The sequence below is a fragment of the Sphingobacterium humi genome (genome assembly GCF_009768885.1).
In the GTDB taxonomy this organism is placed as follows: domain Bacteria; phylum Bacteroidota; class Bacteroidia; order Sphingobacteriales; family Sphingobacteriaceae; genus Sphingobacterium; species Sphingobacterium humi.
In genome coordinates, this window is record NZ_WSQA01000002.1 from 103,260 (window position 1) to 120,953 (window position 17,694).

At 42.9% G+C, this 17,694-nt stretch carries 16 protein-coding genes and 1 tRNA gene; 13 read left to right on the plus strand and 4 right to left on the minus strand.

Features of this window, described 5'->3' with window-relative positions:
- Nucleotides 1-33: 33 nt before the first annotated feature.
- From GQF63_RS02830 to GQF63_RS02880, 11 genes are all read left to right on the plus strand, one after another.
- The gene (locus GQF63_RS02830) at nt 34-1,107 is read left to right on the plus strand and encodes an agmatine deiminase family protein (protein ID WP_160367601.1); all 1,074 of its coding nucleotides are present in this window, start codon (nt 34-36) and stop codon (nt 1,105-1,107) included.
- A gap of 14 nt (nt 1,108-1,121) precedes the next feature.
- Nucleotides 1,122-2,324, plus strand: a complete 1,203-nt coding sequence (locus tag GQF63_RS02835; protein ID WP_160367602.1) for a porin — start codon at nt 1,122-1,124, stop codon at nt 2,322-2,324.
- Nucleotides 2,325-2,632: 308 nt separating this feature from the next.
- Nucleotides 2,633-3,751 (plus strand): lipid-A-disaccharide synthase, encoded by a 1,119-nt coding sequence (gene lpxB, locus GQF63_RS02840; RefSeq protein WP_160367603.1) that lies wholly within the window; start codon nt 2,633-2,635, stop codon nt 3,749-3,751.
- Nucleotides 3,752-3,794: 43 nt separating this feature from the next.
- Nucleotides 3,795-4,424 carry a hypothetical protein gene (locus GQF63_RS02845; protein ID WP_160367604.1) on the plus strand — a complete coding sequence of 210 codons (630 nt, stop codon included), beginning with the start codon at nt 3,795-3,797 and terminating at the stop codon, nt 4,422-4,424.
- A 42-nt stretch (nt 4,425-4,466) separates the two neighbouring features.
- Nucleotides 4,467-5,042 (plus strand): NADPH-dependent FMN reductase, encoded by a 576-nt coding sequence (locus GQF63_RS02850; RefSeq protein WP_160367605.1) that lies wholly within the window; start codon nt 4,467-4,469, stop codon nt 5,040-5,042.
- A gap of 4 nt (nt 5,043-5,046) precedes the next feature.
- A complete protein-coding gene (locus GQF63_RS02855) occupies nt 5,047-5,625 on the plus strand; it encodes a DJ-1/PfpI family protein (RefSeq protein WP_160367606.1) in 579 nt (192 codons plus the stop codon).
- Nucleotides 5,626-5,639: 14 nt separating this feature from the next.
- Nucleotides 5,640-6,023 (plus strand): hypothetical protein, encoded by a 384-nt coding sequence (locus GQF63_RS02860; RefSeq protein ID WP_160367607.1) that lies wholly within the window; start codon nt 5,640-5,642, stop codon nt 6,021-6,023.
- 65 nt (nt 6,024-6,088) lie between these two features.
- On the plus strand, nt 6,089-8,176 hold the full coding sequence (gene ppk1 / locus GQF63_RS02865; RefSeq protein WP_212592449.1) for a polyphosphate kinase 1: 2,088 nt from the start codon (nt 6,089-6,091) through the stop codon (nt 8,174-8,176).
- Nucleotides 8,177-8,239: 63 nt separating this feature from the next.
- The gene (locus tag GQF63_RS02870) at nt 8,240-9,304 is read left to right on the plus strand and encodes a PA0069 family radical SAM protein (RefSeq protein ID WP_160367608.1); all 1,065 of its coding nucleotides are present in this window, start codon (nt 8,240-8,242) and stop codon (nt 9,302-9,304) included.
- Nucleotides 9,305-9,413: 109 nt separating this feature from the next.
- The gene (locus tag GQF63_RS02875; RefSeq protein ID WP_160367609.1) at nt 9,414-9,812 is read left to right on the plus strand and encodes a hypothetical protein; all 399 of its coding nucleotides are present in this window, start codon (nt 9,414-9,416) and stop codon (nt 9,810-9,812) included.
- Nucleotides 9,813-9,990: 178 nt separating this feature from the next.
- Entirely contained in the window at nt 9,991-12,561 is a 2,571-nt protein-coding gene (locus GQF63_RS02880) for a phosphatidylglycerol lysyltransferase domain-containing protein (RefSeq protein WP_160367610.1), read from the plus strand.
- Nucleotides 12,562-12,572: 11 nt separating this feature from the next.
- On the opposite strand, the gene GQF63_RS02885 is transcribed toward GQF63_RS02880, so the two are convergent.
- The 4 genes from GQF63_RS02885 to GQF63_RS02900 all read right to left on the minus strand — a co-directional run bounded on the left by GQF63_RS02885 (nt 12,573) and on the right by GQF63_RS02900 (nt 16,905).
- Nucleotides 12,573-13,148: a DUF1003 domain-containing protein gene (locus GQF63_RS02885; RefSeq protein ID WP_160367611.1), complete on the minus strand. Its 576-nt coding sequence runs from the start codon at nt 13,146-13,148 to the stop codon at nt 12,573-12,575.
- 97 nt (nt 13,149-13,245) lie between these two features.
- Nucleotides 13,246-13,854, minus strand: coding sequence for a LytS family sensor histidine kinase (locus GQF63_RS02890; RefSeq protein WP_160367612.1), 609 nt, complete (start codon nt 13,852-13,854; stop codon nt 13,246-13,248).
- On the minus strand, nt 13,841-14,467 hold the full coding sequence (locus tag GQF63_RS02895) for a DUF502 domain-containing protein (RefSeq protein WP_160367613.1): 627 nt from the start codon (nt 14,465-14,467) through the stop codon (nt 13,841-13,843). The genes GQF63_RS02890 and GQF63_RS02895 overlap by 14 nt, the downstream gene beginning before the upstream one ends.
- A gap of 2 nt (nt 14,468-14,469) precedes the next feature.
- Nucleotides 14,470-16,905 (minus strand): bifunctional UDP-N-acetylmuramoyl-tripeptide:D-alanyl-D-alanine ligase/alanine racemase, encoded by a 2,436-nt coding sequence (locus GQF63_RS02900; RefSeq protein WP_160367614.1) that lies wholly within the window; start codon nt 16,903-16,905, stop codon nt 14,470-14,472.
- A 69-nt stretch (nt 16,906-16,974) separates the two neighbouring features.
- Between GQF63_RS02900 and GQF63_RS02905 the strand changes: the two genes are divergently transcribed.
- Both GQF63_RS02905 and GQF63_RS02910 read left to right on the plus strand, forming a co-directional pair.
- Entirely contained in the window at nt 16,975-17,454 is a 480-nt protein-coding gene (locus GQF63_RS02905; RefSeq protein ID WP_160367615.1) for a regulatory protein RecX, read from the plus strand.
- A gap of 167 nt (nt 17,455-17,621) precedes the next feature.
- Nucleotides 17,622-17,694 (plus strand) — tRNA-Gly (locus GQF63_RS02910).

Below are 17,694 nucleotides of genomic sequence, written 5' to 3' on the forward strand. Positions count from 1 at the left end.
TTTTTAGGAAGCATTGTTTTTTTACACTATAGCATGAGTACCGAAAACAACCAATCCATATATAATTACGCGGATACCCCAAAAGCCCAAGGCTTTTCATTCCCTGCGGAATGGCACCAACAAGAGGCCCTATGGTTAAGCTGGCCACACAAAGAAGAATCATGGCCCGGCAAAATCGACACCATTTATGCGCCTTATTCTGCCTTCATTAAACTGGTTGCCGCCGACCAAAAAGTACGCATCAACGTGGCTGATGAAGCCATGAAAGCCTTTGCAACGGCTCATATTGAAGCTTCAGGTGCCAACATGGCCAATGTTAGCTTTCACTTCAACCCGACCAATGATGCCTGGTGTCGTGACCATGGTCCGGCATTCGTTTTGAACAAGGAAACCGGCGAAAAGGCAGTGGTAGATTGGGGCTACAATGCCTGGGGCGGCAAATACCCTCCATATGACCTTGACGATGTGGTACCTACGCGTATTGCCGAAGAATTTGGATTAAAATTATTTACCCCGCCCATTGTGATGGAAGGTGGATCGGTAGAGTTCAATGGCGCAGGAACCGTATTAACCACGACGGCTTGTTTATTGAATGAAAACCGGAACCCAACGCTTACAAAAGAGCAAATTGAGCAATACCTGAAAGATTATTACGGACAGGAGCAAGTGCTTTGGTTGGGCGATGGTATTATTGGTGATGACACCGATGGCCATATCGACGATATTACGCGTTTTGTGAACGAAGATACCGTACTGACCGTCGTGGAGGAAGATCCAAACGATGAAAACTACCCTATTCTTCAGGAAAACCTAGAGAAGCTAAAGGAAATGCGTTTATTGGATGGAAGACCCCTACAAATTGTGGAATTGCCGATGCCGAAACCGGTGGTTTATGATGATCAGCAATTACCTGCCTCCTATGCCAATTTCTACATTGCCAATAAAGTGGTGGTGGTGCCAGTATTTAACGATAAAAATGATCAACGTGCATTGGATATTATCCAATCCTGCTTTCCTGATCGCAAAGTAATCGGAATCGATTCAGTGGATATTATTTGGGGCTTGGGAAGTTTCCACTGCTTAAGTCAACAAGAACCTACAATATAAATAAAAACTTATAAATGAGTAAACTAACAAAACTTACCTTAACCCTTAGTTTCGTGTTTCTTGCCCTCGGACTGGCCCATGGACAAGAACGTGATGACCGTGCAACAATTTTAAATTTTAAAGGCATTCAGTATAAATCGCAAGATTCTTTATTCTATATCAACTTCCGGTTTCGGATGCAGAATCGCCTCGGTTTCAATAATGTATTAGATGGGGAAGACAACGGTAAGTTTGATGCACGTATTCGTCGACTAAGAATGCGGATGGATGGCTATATTTATACGCCTAAAATTTCCTACACCGTGCAGTTAGCCTTTACCCGCAGTGATCAGGATTTCGATGATACCGGTATTCCAAACATCGTTCGCGACGCGGTGATGTTCTATAATTTTTCGGATGATTTCTATATTTCCTTCGGACAGAATAAGCTGCCGGGTAACCGCCAAAGGGTAAACTCTTCCGGATCCTTGCAATTTGCAGATCGTTCCATGGTGAATGGCAACTTCACTTTAGACCGTGACTTCGGGGTTTCCTTAAACCTGAGCAAGAAGATTGGCGATATGCCTTTCAACGCGAAAGCAGCCATTTCTACAGGTGAAGGCCGACCAGCCAGTGCTACCGATGATGGTTTAGCCTATACGGGTCGGGTTGAGTTCCTGCCTTTAGGAAACTTTACCAACGATAACGATTATTCAGAAGGTGATTTGGAGCGTGAAGAAACGCCAAAACTTTCCATTGGTGGTGGTTATAGCTATAACGACCGTACCATTCGTGAAGGCGGACAATTAGGCCGTTATGTACAAAACCCATTTACTCTAAAAACTAGCTTTGCCGACGCCATATTCAAGTATATGGGCTTTGCCTACCAGGCCGAGTACATGCGCCGTGATGTGGATAATCCACTAAACTTAACCGATGATGATAAAGCCGAAGTGGCCTATGCCTACAAAGGCTGGGGGGTAAACCAACAGGCTTCCTACCTCTTGAACAAAGGCTACGAAATTGCGGGCCGTTATACCTATGTATTGCCACACCGTGATATCCGCCCTTATGAAGATCAAACTGAAATTATTGAACTAGGCTTAACTAAATACGTCAAAGCACACCGTTTGAAATTTCAATTGAACGGAAACTACACCTTTAAAAACGGCTATTTCAATAATGGAAATAATAAAAGCTCGTGGGGTGGTACCTTCCAGCTCGAGCTTGGTATCTAAACAGAACTAAACCCATACCAAAAGGAGCTGCAAAACATGCAGCTCCTTTTTTATTGCCCCTTCCGTCCGATCCTCCCCTTTTCTCAACGCTATCTCCCCCCTTTCCATCCCATTTCGGCTCCCTTTGCCAAGGGGCTTGAAAGGGGATTGATACGGGTGTGAAAAGGGTGTGAAAGGGATCTAGACTTTCGTTGGTCGGTTTAAGGCCGGCAGCATGGACCTAAGAAAATGCAATTTTGTTTATGCAAAATCCGGGAAAAATCATCTTCATCATAATGAATGTGTATCTTTAAGGGTTATTACAAAACATGGTATATTATATTATTGCAGGCGAAACATCGGGTGATCTTCATGGTGCAAATTTGATTAAAGCATTGAAGAAAGAAGACCCCGACGCTATATTTCATATTGTTGGTGGCGATCAGATGGCGGCAGCAGCGGGAGTGCCCGTTTTGATCCATACCTCCGAGATGGCCTTTATGGGCTTTATTGAAGTGATTAAAAACCTCGGCAGCATTGCCAAGAACCTGAAGAAGGTGAAGGAAGACATCGCGCGTGTGCAGCCCGATACGGTTATTCTGATCGACTTCCCGGGCTTCAACCTCAAGATTGCAGCCTATGCCAAGAAATTAGGCATCACTACTTGCTATTATATTTCTCCGAAAATATGGGCCTGGAACCAGAAAAGGGTGTATAAAATCAAAAAGATCGTGGATCATATGTTTTGTATCCTGCCCTTTGAGGTTAAGTTTTACAAGCAATTTCACTATCCGGTCGATTATGTGGGCAATCCGCTCTTGGATGCCATATCTGCATACAGCTTTAATCCGAACTTTAAGGCGGACAATGGTTTGAGTGCACAGCCGATTATTGCTTTACTGCCGGGCAGCCGAAAGATGGAAATTGAAAACATCTTGCCGGAGATGGTGGAATTAATCCGTTTTTTCCCGGTTCACCAATTGGTGATTGCCGGGGCGCCGAATTTCGATAAAGCCTATTACCAGCGCTTTATTGGCGATTACGATATTCCGGTTGTTTTTGATCAGACTTACGATTTACTTAAGCATGCCGAAGCCGCCGTAGTTACTTCCGGCACGGCCACGCTGGAAACGGCCCTATTGCGGGTTCCGCAAGTGGTTGTTTATAAAGCCAATCCGCTTTCGGTGATGATTGCCCGAGCGGTGATCAAGGTGCAGTTTATTTCTTTGGTGAACTTAATTAATGATTACCTATCGGTTCGGGAATTGATTCAGAAAGATTGCAATACCCGGGATATTGCGGAAGAGCTGCAAGAAATCATCATTAATCCGGAGCATCGCGCGAGTATTATGGAGAATTACGATGTGTTGATGGAGAAGATGGGAACACCGGGGGCATCTGAAAAAGCAGCCAGCCTCATGGTCAAGTATTTAAAAGAGGGTAAATAAACTTTTTCGGCTAAAATTTGTCTAAGCTACAGGAGGATAACATATGAAATATATCATTTTTAGTTTAAGCTTATTTTTTGCTGCCTATAGTGCTCAGGCACAGCAGGTGGAACATATTCAGAAATTGGAAATTGCCAAGAAAAAACGTAAAAGCATCGGCGGAAGAGATTCAACGGTAGTCATTCGTATTGACACCTTAATTATGAAGGACCAAGCGAAGTTGGAATTCTTTGGCAAGAAAGACGTGAAATTGGAAATTGGCCATGCTATTATTGGCAATAAGGCTGTGATTAGCGGAACCGATGGAAAGAACAACGCCACGAATTTTGATATTAAGGCCAATATTCAATCCTTAGGTTCGCTCTACGTCATTGCGCGTGGTTGGGATGCCATGAACGGCACCAAAACATTCCCGAATGGCGATGGTGGTGAGGTAAAATTCGCTTATGCCAGTTCAGGTATTGTCCCGCAAACCGATAATAAAAAAGGAAAGAATTATTTAATGGTGGATGTGCAAGAAGGAGGTCTTCGCGGGAACCCAACGAGCGACTTACGCAATATCTATTCGCAGATACAAACTTCGGCACCAGGGTTACGCGGTATCCCACAAGGGCAAGTGTACTCGGGTTCGCCGGGCAAAAAAGGAAAAGTAGAAATTAAGGCCTATGATTAATCATAGGCTTTTTTTATGGCGATAAAATCGTTAAATTTAAGCATGAAAATTTTGGCATTCGCTGGCAGCAGCAGTAAAAACTCCATCAATAAAAAATTCATAAATTCCGTTAGCAAGTATTATAAAGAAAAAGAGGATGTTATCGAACTCATCGATATCAACAGCTACGAAATGCCTTTATTTTCGGAAGACCGGGAGGCGGAATTGGGCAGCCCTGCCGAGGCTTTGGCCTTCGCGGCGAAGCTAGATTGGGCCGATTTGATTTTAATTTCCCTGGCCGAGCATAACGGGAATTACCCTGCGGCCTATAAAAACTTGTACGATTGGACCTCCCGCATCAAGGGCAGGAAACTTTTTAATGGCAAAGCTGTTTTCTTAGTATCCACGAGTGAAGGCTCGCGCGGTGCACAATCGATCATGGATATAGCCTTGGCGCGCATGCCCAAAGATGGCGCTAACATCCTGGAGCATTTTTCCCTGCCCGAATTCAGTAAGAATTTTGAGGAAAGCAAAGGCGTCAGCAATCCCTTATTACGCTCGCAATTGGAGGCCAAGGTGCGCAAGACCAAACGGATGATGGCGAGCCTATTAACAGAAGAACAAGAATTAAAAAAATAATATTATGGCAAAGAAAGTTTTATTATTAGTTGGCGATTACGTAGAAGATTACGAAGCGATGGTTCCTTTTCAGGCGATGGGTGCTGTGGGCATTGAGGTAGATGCGATTGCTCCTGATCGTAAAAAAGGCGACGTGGTGCCTACCGCGGTGCACGATTTTACCGGCGACCAGACCTATAAAGAACTACGCGGGCATAATTTTGCAATCAATAAAGATTTTGACAGCGTAAACCCGGAGGACTATGATGGTTTATACATCGCAGGGGGTCGTTCTGCAGAATATATCCGTTTAAATAAACGTGTTATCGAAATTACGAAGCATTTTTTCGAAAAAGACAAACCGGTGGCTGCCATCTGTCACGGTATTCAGGTTTTAACCACCGCGCAGGTGTTGAAGGGTCGTACCTTAACAGCTTACGTTGCCGTTGGTCCGGATATTGAATTGGCTGGAGGCACCTGGAAAAATATTCCAGCAGACCAAGCGGTAGTTGATGGAAACTTGGTGACTTCACCGGCCTGGCCTGGGCATCAAGCCATCTTAAAAGAATTTTACAAACTATTAGGTATTCAAATTACCGTTTAAAAAGACAATCATTAATGTCGCAACCCAAAATTAAAAAGGTATGGCTTTTTGCCATACCTCTCATTTGTTTCTTAGGCTACTTTATATGGGATGCCTATTCGCAACCTTCCATTGCCGATATTCCTGGCGATTTTCAGGAGGTTGCTTTTATCCGAAATGAACAGAACAAAGGCGGTATCATTCGGATCTATGCGGTGACCGTTGGTGACCCCTTGAATGCCCAATTTGAAAAGGCGGCGGACTTGTTTCCGACCAATGATTACGGCAGTGTCACCAAAGTTTTCTTCTTCGATATGAAGAAGCCATTTCCGACGGCGGTTACCGTTAAGGAACCTCATTATGACACAGCGAAGTACGAAGCAATCAATATCCAGAAACGGTATGGTTCCCGGAAGTGATTTAACAATTTCATTTCTTTGAGTTAACATAAAATTTACATAGCGCCAATAAGTTTGGGGCTATTATGAGTGAACAAGACATGGCAAAAAAGTTTATCCCGAGGGATATTAGTTGGCTAAGCTTTAATGCGCGGGTGCTTCAGGAGGCTGCAGATACCAATGTACCCCTACCCCAGCGCATCAAATTCTTAGGTATCTTTTCGAACAATCTGGATGAATTTTTTCGGGTTCGGGTGGCCGCCTTAAAGCGGGCCGCAGAAATTGATACCAAGGAAACCAAAGGCTATTTTTATGAAGATCCGAATGTGATTTTGGAACAAATTACCGAGCTGGTGATTAAGCAGCAGAAGAAATTTGACAAGATCTGGCAGGAGGTGCAAAAAGAAATGGCCAAACAAAAGGTATTTATCCGCACCGCGGATCAACTTTCGGAGAGCCAATTAGCCTTTGTAACCGATTATTTCGACCGGGAGGTGGAAAGCAGCATCATCCCTTTAATATTGGATGAGGTGCGTCCTTTACCCTATTTACGCGATAAGAGTTTGTATTTAGGGGTGGCCATGTACAAAAAAGACTGGCAATATCAAACGAAGTTTGCCATTATCGAACTTCCTTCCCGACAGCTGGGTCGCTTTGTGATATTACCGTCGCCAAAAGGCGAAAAACACATCATCTTAATTGAGGATGTGGTAAAAGTAAACCTGCCTTATATCTTTTCCTATTTTGGATTCGATGAATTCGTAGCCAATACGTTTAAGATTACCAAAGACGCAGAGTTTGACCTGGATAACGATGTGAACACCACCTTGGTCGAAAAAATAAGTAAGGGCATTAAGAATCGCCGGAAAGGGAAGCCGACCCGTTTTGTTTTCGATAAGGATATGGACCAGATGCTGTTGGAGTTTCTGATTCGTAAGCTGCATCTATCTAAGCGTGACAGCATTATCCCGGGGCAAAAGATTCATAATTTTAAGCACTTTATGGATTTTCCGGATGTGTTTAAATCGTACCATAAACCTTTTGAACGTACCTCCTTTGAACACCCGGATTTTAGCAATGCCGAGCGTGTGACAGATATTATCCTGCAAAAGGATGTGCTCCTCTCCTTTCCCTACCATCAGTTTCGACCGATGATCGACCTGCTTCGCGAAGCCGCTATGGATCCGGATGTCAAAACCATCAAGATAACGATCTACCGGATGGCCACCAATTCTAAAATTGCGAACGCCTTGGTTAATGCCGCGCGAAATGGCAAGGAAGTGACGGTGATGCTGGAGCTTCGTGCACGCTTTGATGAAGAGCATAATATGGATTGGAAGGAACGCTTTGAAATGGAAGGCGTGAAAGTATTGGTGGGTATTCCCAATAAAAAGGTGCATGCCAAGCTCTGTATCATCAAGAAAAGAGTCAATAACCGCACGATTCAATATGGCTTTGTCAGCACCGGCAATATTAACGAGAAAACAGCCCGTATATATGGTGATCATTGCCTGATGACCAGCAATAAAAGTGTGATGGCCGATATCAACAAGATATTTGCCGCCTTACAGAAACCCAAGTTGCCGTTGGAAAACAGCATTAAAAACTGTAAAAGCCTCTTGACCTGCCCAATCGATATGCGTCAGCAAATTATGCTGTTTATCGATCAGGAGATTCAAGAAGTGAAGGCAGGCAAGAAAGGGCATATTATTCTGAAAATAAACTCCTTGAGTGATAAGGACTGTATAAAAAAGCTATATGAAGCTGCAACTGCCGGCGTAAAGATCGAATTGATTGTTCGCGGAATTTACTGCGCCATCAATCAAAAGAAATTTGTAGAACCCCTACACGGCATTAGCATTGTGGACGAATACTTGGAACATGCTCGGGTATTCTACTTCTACCATGGCGGCAAGGAACTGACCTATATTTCCTCGGCCGATTTAATGACCCGTAATTTAGATTACCGGATTGAAGCCGCGGTAAAAATCAATAGCCGCAAATTGAAGACCGAATTGAAAGACTTGTTACAACTTCAACTGAAGGACAATGTGAAGGCCCGTATCTTCAATAACCTGCAGAATAATGAATACGTAAGCAATAAGAAACCGGACTTCAGGTCGCAGATCGAGATATTCAAATACCTCTTCGAGAAGACCCAAGTTCCCGCATAAATTTTCCACCTCCTTTTGTTTTGCTAATATTTTTAGTAATTTAGTGAAATAAAAGGAGGAATTATGGCTGGGGAATACATTCAAGGCCGTGGGGCACAGAAGAATATTCATAATATTTTTCTGAAACAGCAAATCAGCAAAGATTTTATTGAAGCTATTGATGATTGGGAAGAAGATAAACCACAAACACAGCATACGGTGGTCTATCCGAAATCTATTGTCAATAAAGTCAGCAGTCCCGATGTAGGCATGGCTTATTCGGCGAATCCCTATCAGGGATGTGAGCATGGCTGTATCTATTGCTATGCCCGGAACTCGCATCAATATTGGGGCTATAGCGCGGGTCTTGATTTTGAAACCAAGATTATGGTGAAAGCAAACAGCGTAAAACTGTTCGCCAACTTCATCAGCCGGCCGAGCTGGGACGGCACGCCGATTTCCTTCTCTGGCAATACCGATTGCTACCAACCCTTAGAACGCAGCTTTAAGCTGACCCAAGGGATGTTGAAGGTGGCCGAGGCCCATGGGCAGGCCGTAGGCTTAATTACGAAAAATAGCCTTATTCTGCGCGATATTGATATTCTCCAAGAATTGACTAAGCGCGATCTATGCCTGGTGTATGTATCGATCAATTCTTTGACAGAAGAAACGCGCCAGAAAATGGAACCCCGGACGGTAACAGCGAAACAGCGCTTGAAAGTGATTGAGGAATTAAGTAAAGCGGGGATCCCGGTAGGTATTATGTGTGCCCCGGTTATTCCGGGACTTACCGACCATGAAATTCCGAAAGTATTGAAGGCGGTGGCTGATGCGGGTGCCAAATATGCCGGCTATACCACCGTGAGGTTGAACGGAGAAATAGGCAAAATATTTGAAGATTGGCTGCATCAGGCCTACCCCGACCGGGCAAATAAGATTTGGCACAGCATACAAAGTTGCCATGCCGGAAAAGTGAACAACAGCGAATTTGGCAACCGCATGCGGGGCAGTGGCGAATTGGCACAAATTATTCGCGATTCCTTTAAATTACACTGTAAACGCAATAAATTGAACGAAAATCCCTTTGCATTTGACTTGACTCACTTCGCTAAAAACAAGGATAAACAGCTAAAACTTTTCGAAAATTAAACGTTAAGTTTTGTTAAAAACAAATTGTAACAGTCCTGTTGCAGGAGAAATGGCATTGTGTTTGGATGTTTTCAGGCGAATAAACAATTGAAAACTAAAAAATAGTACTATGAAAAACACATTGAAATTATTGAGTCTTTTATTTGTTGTTTTATTTACGGCAGCCTCTTGTTCAAAGGATGATGATCCGGCAGACAACTTGGTTTTCACTGGCAATTATACAGGTAATGTGAGTTACACAGACGGAAATGATGCCAGTAAAAGTGTAGAAATGGGATCAGGTTCTGTGCGGGTTTATAAAGTAGGCGATAATTATGCCTTCGACTTTAAAAGCGATAATGGAAGTATTCCTAGTTTAACAGGAATTAAGATGGAAAGAGGTGATAACAATACGATTTTCTTTAGTTCAGAAAGTCTTGGTACTATTACCATTTCTGAATCTAGCTTAACCATTGCGTATGCCGATTTAGAGAAGAAACAAACCTGGACAGCAAGCGGAGAACGCTAGTATCCATTTGTATGTACGATATGAAAAGCCGCTAGTTGCGGCTTTTTTTATGGCCGATCTGCAGCGAGGAGGTAATTTAGAATTTACCCAAAATTTACTCTGCTTTAATATTATTTTCTAGATATTTATAAAATAATCTTCTAGTTAGTATAATCTATTAAAAAGCTGAACCTGGGTAATGTTCAAACACCTCAAATCACGTCGCTACTATTTCAAAGAAATCCTCGCCTTCTTTTTTCTTCTTGCAGCAGCGTATTTTTTTAAACAACAGAAACAAGAAATTGCAGAAGCCGGTAAATTATTACAGGAAGCCGATGCGACCCTTATCCTTTGGGGGATGTTGGCCACCCTGCTCCTGCTGCTCCTGCATGGCTTGATGTATTGGTATTCTTTTCAAGCCATTCGCGAGAAACTGGCCTTCCGCGCCTGCATGCGCTTATTTTTAAAGCGAAACCTCATCAGTGTGTTTTTACCGGGTGGCGGCGTCACTTCCTTGGCCTTCTTCAGCGATGAAGTGGCAAAACAGGGCATCAGTAAAACGAAAACCGCTTTTGCCTCCTCTATCTTTGCGGGAATCGCCTTTCTTTCCCTTGCTATCGTTGCCATTCCGGTCATCAGTTTCTTAGCCTTCAAAAATGGAAACTCCAGCAGCAATTGGATGGCCTTAGGCAGCTTAGTAGGCTCGTTATTGGTTCTTTTCTGGGCCACGCAATCCTTCCTTAAGCAAGGCTGGGTTTATCGTCAGTTATATCGCATTAATCCAAAAATTGAGGCGGTGCTGTTGGAAATAAATCAGAAATCAATGGCCAAAGGCAAGCTATTGCTGGTTTTGTTTTGTTCTACAGCCATCGAACTGCTGGGGATGCTGCACATCGGCATTGCCATGCTGGCCATTGGATTACCCATTAACCTAGAAGCTTGTATTGCCGGCTATGTGATAGCCACCTTGTTCTATGCGATTTCTCCCTTTTTAAGGGGCCTCGGGGCAGTTGAAGTATCCTTAGTCCTCGTCCTCAAAAGCTATGGCATACCCGATGTGGATGCTTTCTCAATCACCCTGCTCTATCGGATTTTTGAATTTTGGATGCCCTTAGCTTTCGGTATTTTAGCTTTCTTTTCGAGTAGGGCTAATATTATTTTGCGCATACTGCCTGCCTTAAGCTTAGCCGCATTGGGCATTGTGAATATGGTTTCTGTTTTAACACCGCCTATGGTGGATAGGCTGCGCTTCTTGAAACATTACCTACCCTTGGAGTTTATCCAATTCTCCAACCTGTCTATCTTGGGCATCGGACTTATGTTGCTGATCACGGCAGCTTTTTTAATAAAAGGATTAAAAAATGCCTGGCGGATTGCCATGGCCCTAAGCTTACTCTCTTTAGTGGGCCACCTCACCAAGGGGATAGATTATGAGGAGGCTGCTTTTGCACTGCTAAGTATATTTACGCTATGGTTTACGCGGCATCATTACAACTTGAAAAGCGATCCGAAAACACAAAGCTTGGGCATTCAGACCGCCATGCTCTTGTTTGGTATCGTGATGATCTATGGCGTGATGGGCTTTTACGCGTTGGAGTATCAGCATTTTCAGAAGAACTACAACTGGATAGAGGCCTTATTCGAGACCTTGCGGGCCTTTTTCTTAATGGATACCAAGCAAGCGCCAATCAGTAGTTTTGCCAAATGGTTTGTCAACTCTATCCATGGCTTGGGGGTCTTCTCCTTATGTACGTTAATTTATACCCTCTTAAAACCATACATCTTTAATTTAGGGGAGGATGCGGAAGAAAGCGCGATGGCCAAGACCTTGGTTGAGCAATATGGCCAATCCGCAGATGATTACTACAAGACCTACCCGGATAAGTCATTCTACTTTTCGGAACATAAAAACAGCTTTATTGCCTATAAGGTATCCTCAGGCTTTGCGATGGCTCTAGGGGAACCCGTGGGTAGCAAGGAGCAGCTGCAGGATATAGAAACCATTAGCGGCTTTGAAAAGTTCTGCCTGCAGCATAACATCAAGCCTGCATATTATAAAATTAGCGAAGCTGCTTTGCCATTGTTTATAGAAATGGGAAAGAAATACATGCCAATCGGTCAAGAAGCTATCGTGGATCTGCAAACTTTTAGCTTGGAAGGTAAGGATCGGAAATCCCTCAGGAATGGCTTAAACGCCCTCCAAAAGAAGGGATTTTTTTGCCGGCTATACCAGCCGCCATTGAAGGATGGACTCTTACAACAGCTTAATTTCGTGTCGGATGAATGGCTGAGCAGCATGAACCGGGAAGAAATTGTCTTCAGCTCGGGGAAATTCGATCAACAGGAGCTCAAGCAGCAGCAGGTGATTACCGTGGAAAACGAGGACGGGAAAATTGTTGCTTTCCTCACAATCATTCCAGATTACAAAGCAGATGAAGGCACGTATGACTTGATTCGGCGAACCAAAGATGCTCCTGCTGGCGTGATGGACGCCTTAATCGTGCAGCTTATTCAACAGCTGAAAGAAGCGGGTAAAACCCATTTAAATATGGGTATGGCGAGTATGTCGGGCATCGATAAACCAAAGGATCTTCCCGAATGGACGGTAAAGTTCGCCTATGAAAAACTGCGGCAATTTCGGCAGCATCAGGGCTTATATGAGTTTAAGGATAAGTTTAATCCTGTTTGGCATAAAAAATACCTGGTTTATCAAAATCATTATGATTTGATTACGATTCCTTTGGTGATATCGAAGATTATGAAGGAATGATGAATGATTTCCTAACTCTTGCCTTTACCTGCATCCCCCTTCTCCAAGGCGTCAATTTTATGACAAAGTTCTTTAATTAGCTTATATTGGGTTTCCTGCGACTCAAATAGTGCCTTCAACTGCTCTTCCAAGAGCATATCCATCTTTTGATGTAGGCTTCGGATCTCGAGCTCTGCCTTCATATTGACCAGGTAATCGTTTTCTGCACGCATCCTATCCTTTTCCTCTTGCCTATTTTGGCTCATCATAATAATGGGTGCTTGAAGTGCTGCAATACAAGAAAGCACTAGGTTCATGAGGATAAAGGGAAATGGGTCAAATTGATCCTTGCTAGGCACCTGGCTATTGTAGATGATCCAAACAATTAGAATAAGCGTGAAAATAAGGATGAAAGTCCAGCTGCCACCAAAACGAGCGACTTTATCGGATATTTTTTGTCCCGGGCTCAGAATTTCCTTGGGTGGATGAACTAATCGGTCGACCATAAGGGCTTCTTCCTCCATTGTTTTCCTCACGAGATTATGCAGCTTTTCAATATTCTCATTGCTTTCCAGCATAATCTGATGGATATTCTTTTTCTTTTCCATACTTGCTAGGTTTTGTTTTTAAGTAAAACAATTGATGGGTGAAATTGCTTGCGCGATGGAAAAAGAGATTAATAATGAAAAAAGGATCGGGCCGCTCTTACAGGGCAAGCTTTACCTGCAAAAAGCACTTAAAGACATTACTATTGCTATTGATAAGTAGGCTATGTTGCTCGCCGGGATAGCAATACGCTAACCGCGATTGGAAATTCTTGATGAGTATATTATTAGCCTGATCTTCCAAATAATGATTGACACGGTTGCTAACTTCCATCGTGAACTGGTTAAAAGCTACTTTGATACGAATTTTAACCGGATGGTTTTCCATGCTGTTGTACCCGTTTCTTAAAGCATTCTGAACCAAAGCTAAGCTAATTAATGGCTGAATTAGTAGTGTAGGATCTTCGATTTGATAGTTGGTTTTGAAAAAGAAGGGTTCAGCTTGTAAAGAGGCAAACCACTGTATATAGCTTTCCAGGGCTCTAATTTCCTCCTCAATAGTCCATTGTTCTTGCTCAGGATAGCTATAGCAGGTTTTCTGCCAAGCCAAGAATGCATCCTTTGCCGCTGTATCGGCATCTTGTCGTGCTAGAAATTGTTGACAAAGCTGATGATCTAAACGGGCTTCCTGATAGGATAATCGGGCAGCAAGCTGAAGATTCTCTTGCTGCATAGCCTGTTTCTCCTTGCTTTCTTTATTCCAGAACATCACGTTTCTCCTTCCCTCCTTCCAAACCACTTACACCACCTGACACCACTAGTTTCATGGCATCTGTTGCCGACATATTTAATTTATGTACCTTCTCGGAGCTTATGATAACCACCTGCCCTGCAACCGAGTAGGAATACGGAAAGTAAACCACTACTTCACCGGGAAGACCGATCGCTTGCAAATCCTTTTGAGTCAGAAAACCAACCTTCTTCAGTCCATATTCATTGACATCAACCAATACCGGTTCATTAAACTTCTTGGCATCGCCTACAAAAGCCTCTGTAAAGTCTTTGATCGAAGAATATAAGGTATTAAATAGAGGAATCTTGTTGATGGTGCGGGTCATCCAACTGCGAATAGGTGCTGTTACTAAATTGGTGAATATTAATCCGACCAAGGCCAATAACAGGATAACGGAAAGTATACCGATCCCCGGAATATACAAGGGGTGCCCACTTTCATCTTCCAAGAAATGCTCGGTAATATTCAAGGCCCCGTCGAGCGTAGCCACCAACCAAACAATTACGAATATAGCCCCTGCAACAGGTGCTACCACCAAAGTTCCTTTGATTAAATAATAGAAAAACTTTTGAAAAATCTTACGCAACATACTTATTCAAAATAATACACTCTTTTTACTCGACTCGCAATATTGACCAATAACTCATAAGGTATCGTATCGATCGCTTTGGCCGCCGCCATAATATCCGGAAACACCTCCACATCATCGCCTTCTTTTACCTCAATATCCGTGACATCTAGCATACACATATCCATACAAATAGTGCCAACGGTGGGTACTAGCTGCCCGTTTATCTTCATTTTACCGATACCGTAGCCAAATTTACGATTATATCCGTCAGCATACCCAATTTTTACCGTAGCAATTCGACTATCGCGGGTTAAAACCCCTTTCCTATCGTATCCTACGGTTTCCGTTTGTGGCAAATCCTTCAACTGGGTTACCGTCGTTTTAAGGGTACTTACCTTTTCAATAGTTGAGCGTGTATGATCCATATCAACGCCATAAAGGCCGATTCCTAAACGCACCATATCAAAATGCGCCTGTGGCCAACGGACAATGGCGGAGGTATTGGCTACATGCTTAATGAAGGTATAACCCAGCCCTTCCTCCAGTTGTTTGGCACAATGGCTATAGGTGTCGATTTGCTGTTGGGTAAAAGCATCTTGCTCTGGATCTCCCGACGCTACTAAATGCGTAAAGCAGGATTGTACATGTACTTCTTCCTGCGTTTGTAATCGGCTAAGCAAGGCAGGTACTTCGTTGGGCAAAAATCCCAGTCGATGCATACCTGTATCTAGTTTTAAATGTATAGGATATGCAGTTTTACCTACATCTTTAAGAAAACTCATAAACTCCTCCAGAAACCGCATGGAATAAACCTCAGGCTCTAGGTTATATTGCAATAGTGTTTGGAAGGTATCGCTGTCCGGGCTCAGCACCATAATAGGTAATTGGATGCCCCCTAATCGTAATTCTACGCCCTCATCGGCAAAGGCAACCGTTAAATAATCAACCTTACTAAACTGCAAGAGATTAGCCACCTCAAAACTGCCACTACCATAGGAGAAAGCCTTAACCATGGCCATTAACTTCACCTGATTAGGAATCATGGATCGGTAATGCATAAGGTTATGGGACAAGGCATTTAAGTTTATTTCTAAGACGGTACCGTGCGAGCGCAGGGTTAAGCGTTGCACCAATAGCTCAAATTGATAGGCACGGGCGCCCTTGATTAAAATACTTTCTTCTTTAAAAGCCAATTTATCTAGGGATTCCAGCAAGGCTGTCGTTTCGGCAAAGAGATGAATCTCAGGCACAGCTAAGGAGGTTAACCAAGGGTATTCGGGTCCTACCCATATAAATCGTTGCAGGTTCGCCCTATTAATTAGGCTCACTACTTTATCTTGAAATTTAGCAGTCTGCTGTAGGCCTTCCATATCCGAAAGAATCAAGGTTTTCTTTTGATGCTGATTTTGCTGCGAGAGAAAATCTAAGGATATCTGCAAGGATGCTAAATCGTTCGAATAGGAATCATCAATCAGCGAGCAATTATGGATACCTTTTTTCAATTGCAAACGCATTTCTAAAGGTCGCAATAGTTGCAGGCGCTTGATGATTTCAGACATGCTATATTGAAAGTACAACATAACGGTGCTGCAGGTGAGGCAATTCTCGACGGATGCCCGGTCGGTAAAGGGTACTTCAAAACTGTATTCCTCACCTTTTAACAGTATAGTAAGCGCGGTTCCCTTTGCTAAGGTATGTTGATCCAATACACATAGGCTATCAGATTCCAAACTTCCCCAGCTGTACCAGTCCAAGCACTCAGGCAACATAGCCTTCTGTATATACTTGGATCCCGCTATTAAGGCCTTGGCATGTTGGAATAGTTTCAACTTTTCCTGTAGTTTGGCTTGTATGGATTCAAAATACTGCGCATGGGCTTCACCAATATTGGTAAATATGCCAAGGTCAGGTTGAATAATCTCCTGTAGTCTTTCCATTTCTCCAGGTTCACTAATTCCGGCTTCAATTAAAGCAATATCATATTGTGGCCCTAAATTCCATAAGGATAAGGCCACCCCTAATTGGGAATTATAGCTTTTCGGACTTTGGTAAACTTGCTTGTCATGGCCCAAGAGCTGATGCAGCCATTCTTTCACGATGGACTTGCCATTGCTTCCTGCAATGCCAACCAGCAATCCCTTAAATTGAAGACGATGGTAGGTTGCCAAACGTTGCATCGCCGCTAATGGATCTGCAACCAGCAGGATATTGACCGCTGCTAAGGTCTCTAAATCCGCTGTTAGGCGGGAAACTACAAAACTACGAACCCCTCTTTGATAAGCATCTAAGATAAAGTCATGCCCATCACGTGCGGCAGTAAGAGCAAAAAACAAGCTTTGTTCCGGTTGATTAACCTTTCTACTGTCGTATACTAGTTCAGTAATTTGTTGATTGTAATTCGCTAATCGATCATCTTTTACTTCTAAAACCTCACGTATTAAATCAATAGTATACATCTTTAAATAAATATGGAACGAATTTCATCATTTTTTTATTAAGTTCATCATTTTTTGAACATTTGTATTATGGAAGAAGGATTTGGAAAACAAAAGAAATATACGCCCCTGCAAGCCAAGAGTAAAGCCGAGAGTTATTGCGCCTATCAGGAACGCTCGCAACAAGAGCTACGCGATAAACTGTACAGTTGGGGGCTTCATCAAAGCGACGTGGAATCCATTATCTCCGATCTTATTGCCGATAACTTCCTGAACGAAGAACGCTTCGCTAAAGCTTTTGTTTTGGGGAAATTCCGCATGAAAGCCTGGGGTAAAGTTAAGATCATCCAACATTTAAAGCTGAAACGGGTTTCCAAACCCCTTATTTCAGTAGCCATGCGTGAAATCGATCTGGATGAATACGAGGAAAAGCTAGAAGAATTGATTGCCAAGAAAACAAATAAACCACTTGGCAGTCTTACTCTCCCTGAAAAGGCAAAATTAATACGCTATTTACAAGCAAAAGGCTATGAAAACGATTTGATCTTTCAAAAGATAAAAGCCGAATAAGGCTCATTAAGGCTGTTTAATGTAAGATTTACAGAAAAAAAAGCGCCCGATTGGGCGTAAAATAAAACTATTGAACTTGACAAACAGCCACTTGTAAGATTTAACCCATTTTTTTTCAAAAATAATTTTAGGAAATCAAATTTCTCTCTATCTTTGCAGCACGTCAAGCGAAAGTAGCTCAGTTGGTAGAGCACAACCTTGCCAAGGTTGGGGTCGCGAGTTCGAATCTCGTCTTTCGCT

Bases quoted from the DNA above. Each gene is read 5' to 3' on its own strand.
- GQF63_RS02830 (WP_160367601.1), top strand. From the start codon at position 34: ATGAGTACCGAAAACAACCAATCCATATATAATTACGCGGATACCCCA.
- GQF63_RS02835 (WP_160367602.1), top strand. From the start codon at position 1,122: ATGAGTAAACTAACAAAACTTACCTTAACCCTTAGTTTCGTGTTTCTT.
- lpxB (WP_160367603.1), top strand. From the start codon at position 2,633: ATGGTATATTATATTATTGCAGGCGAAACATCGGGTGATCTTCATGGT.
- GQF63_RS02845 (WP_160367604.1), top strand. From the start codon at position 3,795: ATGAAATATATCATTTTTAGTTTAAGCTTATTTTTTGCTGCCTATAGT.
- GQF63_RS02850 (WP_160367605.1), top strand. From the start codon at position 4,467: ATGAAAATTTTGGCATTCGCTGGCAGCAGCAGTAAAAACTCCATCAAT.
- GQF63_RS02855 (WP_160367606.1), top strand. From the start codon at position 5,047: ATGGCAAAGAAAGTTTTATTATTAGTTGGCGATTACGTAGAAGATTAC.
- GQF63_RS02860 (WP_160367607.1), top strand. From the start codon at position 5,640: ATGTCGCAACCCAAAATTAAAAAGGTATGGCTTTTTGCCATACCTCTC.
- ppk1 (WP_212592449.1), top strand. From the start codon at position 6,089: ATGAGTGAACAAGACATGGCAAAAAAGTTTATCCCGAGGGATATTAGT.
- GQF63_RS02870 (WP_160367608.1), top strand. From the start codon at position 8,240: ATGGCTGGGGAATACATTCAAGGCCGTGGGGCACAGAAGAATATTCAT.
- GQF63_RS02875 (WP_160367609.1), top strand. From the start codon at position 9,414: ATGAAAAACACATTGAAATTATTGAGTCTTTTATTTGTTGTTTTATTT.
- GQF63_RS02880 (WP_160367610.1), top strand. From the start codon at position 9,991: ATGTTCAAACACCTCAAATCACGTCGCTACTATTTCAAAGAAATCCTC.
- GQF63_RS02885 (WP_160367611.1), bottom strand. From the start codon at position 13,148: ATGGAAAAGAAAAAGAATATCCATCAGATTATGCTGGAAAGCAATGAG.
- GQF63_RS02890 (WP_160367612.1), bottom strand. From the start codon at position 13,854: ATGTTCTGGAATAAAGAAAGCAAGGAGAAACAGGCTATGCAGCAAGAG.
- GQF63_RS02895 (WP_160367613.1), bottom strand. From the start codon at position 14,467: ATGTTGCGTAAGATTTTTCAAAAGTTTTTCTATTATTTAATCAAAGGA.
- GQF63_RS02900 (WP_160367614.1), bottom strand. From the start codon at position 16,905: ATGTATACTATTGATTTAATACGTGAGGTTTTAGAAGTAAAAGATGAT.
- GQF63_RS02905 (WP_160367615.1), top strand. From the start codon at position 16,975: ATGGAAGAAGGATTTGGAAAACAAAAGAAATATACGCCCCTGCAAGCC.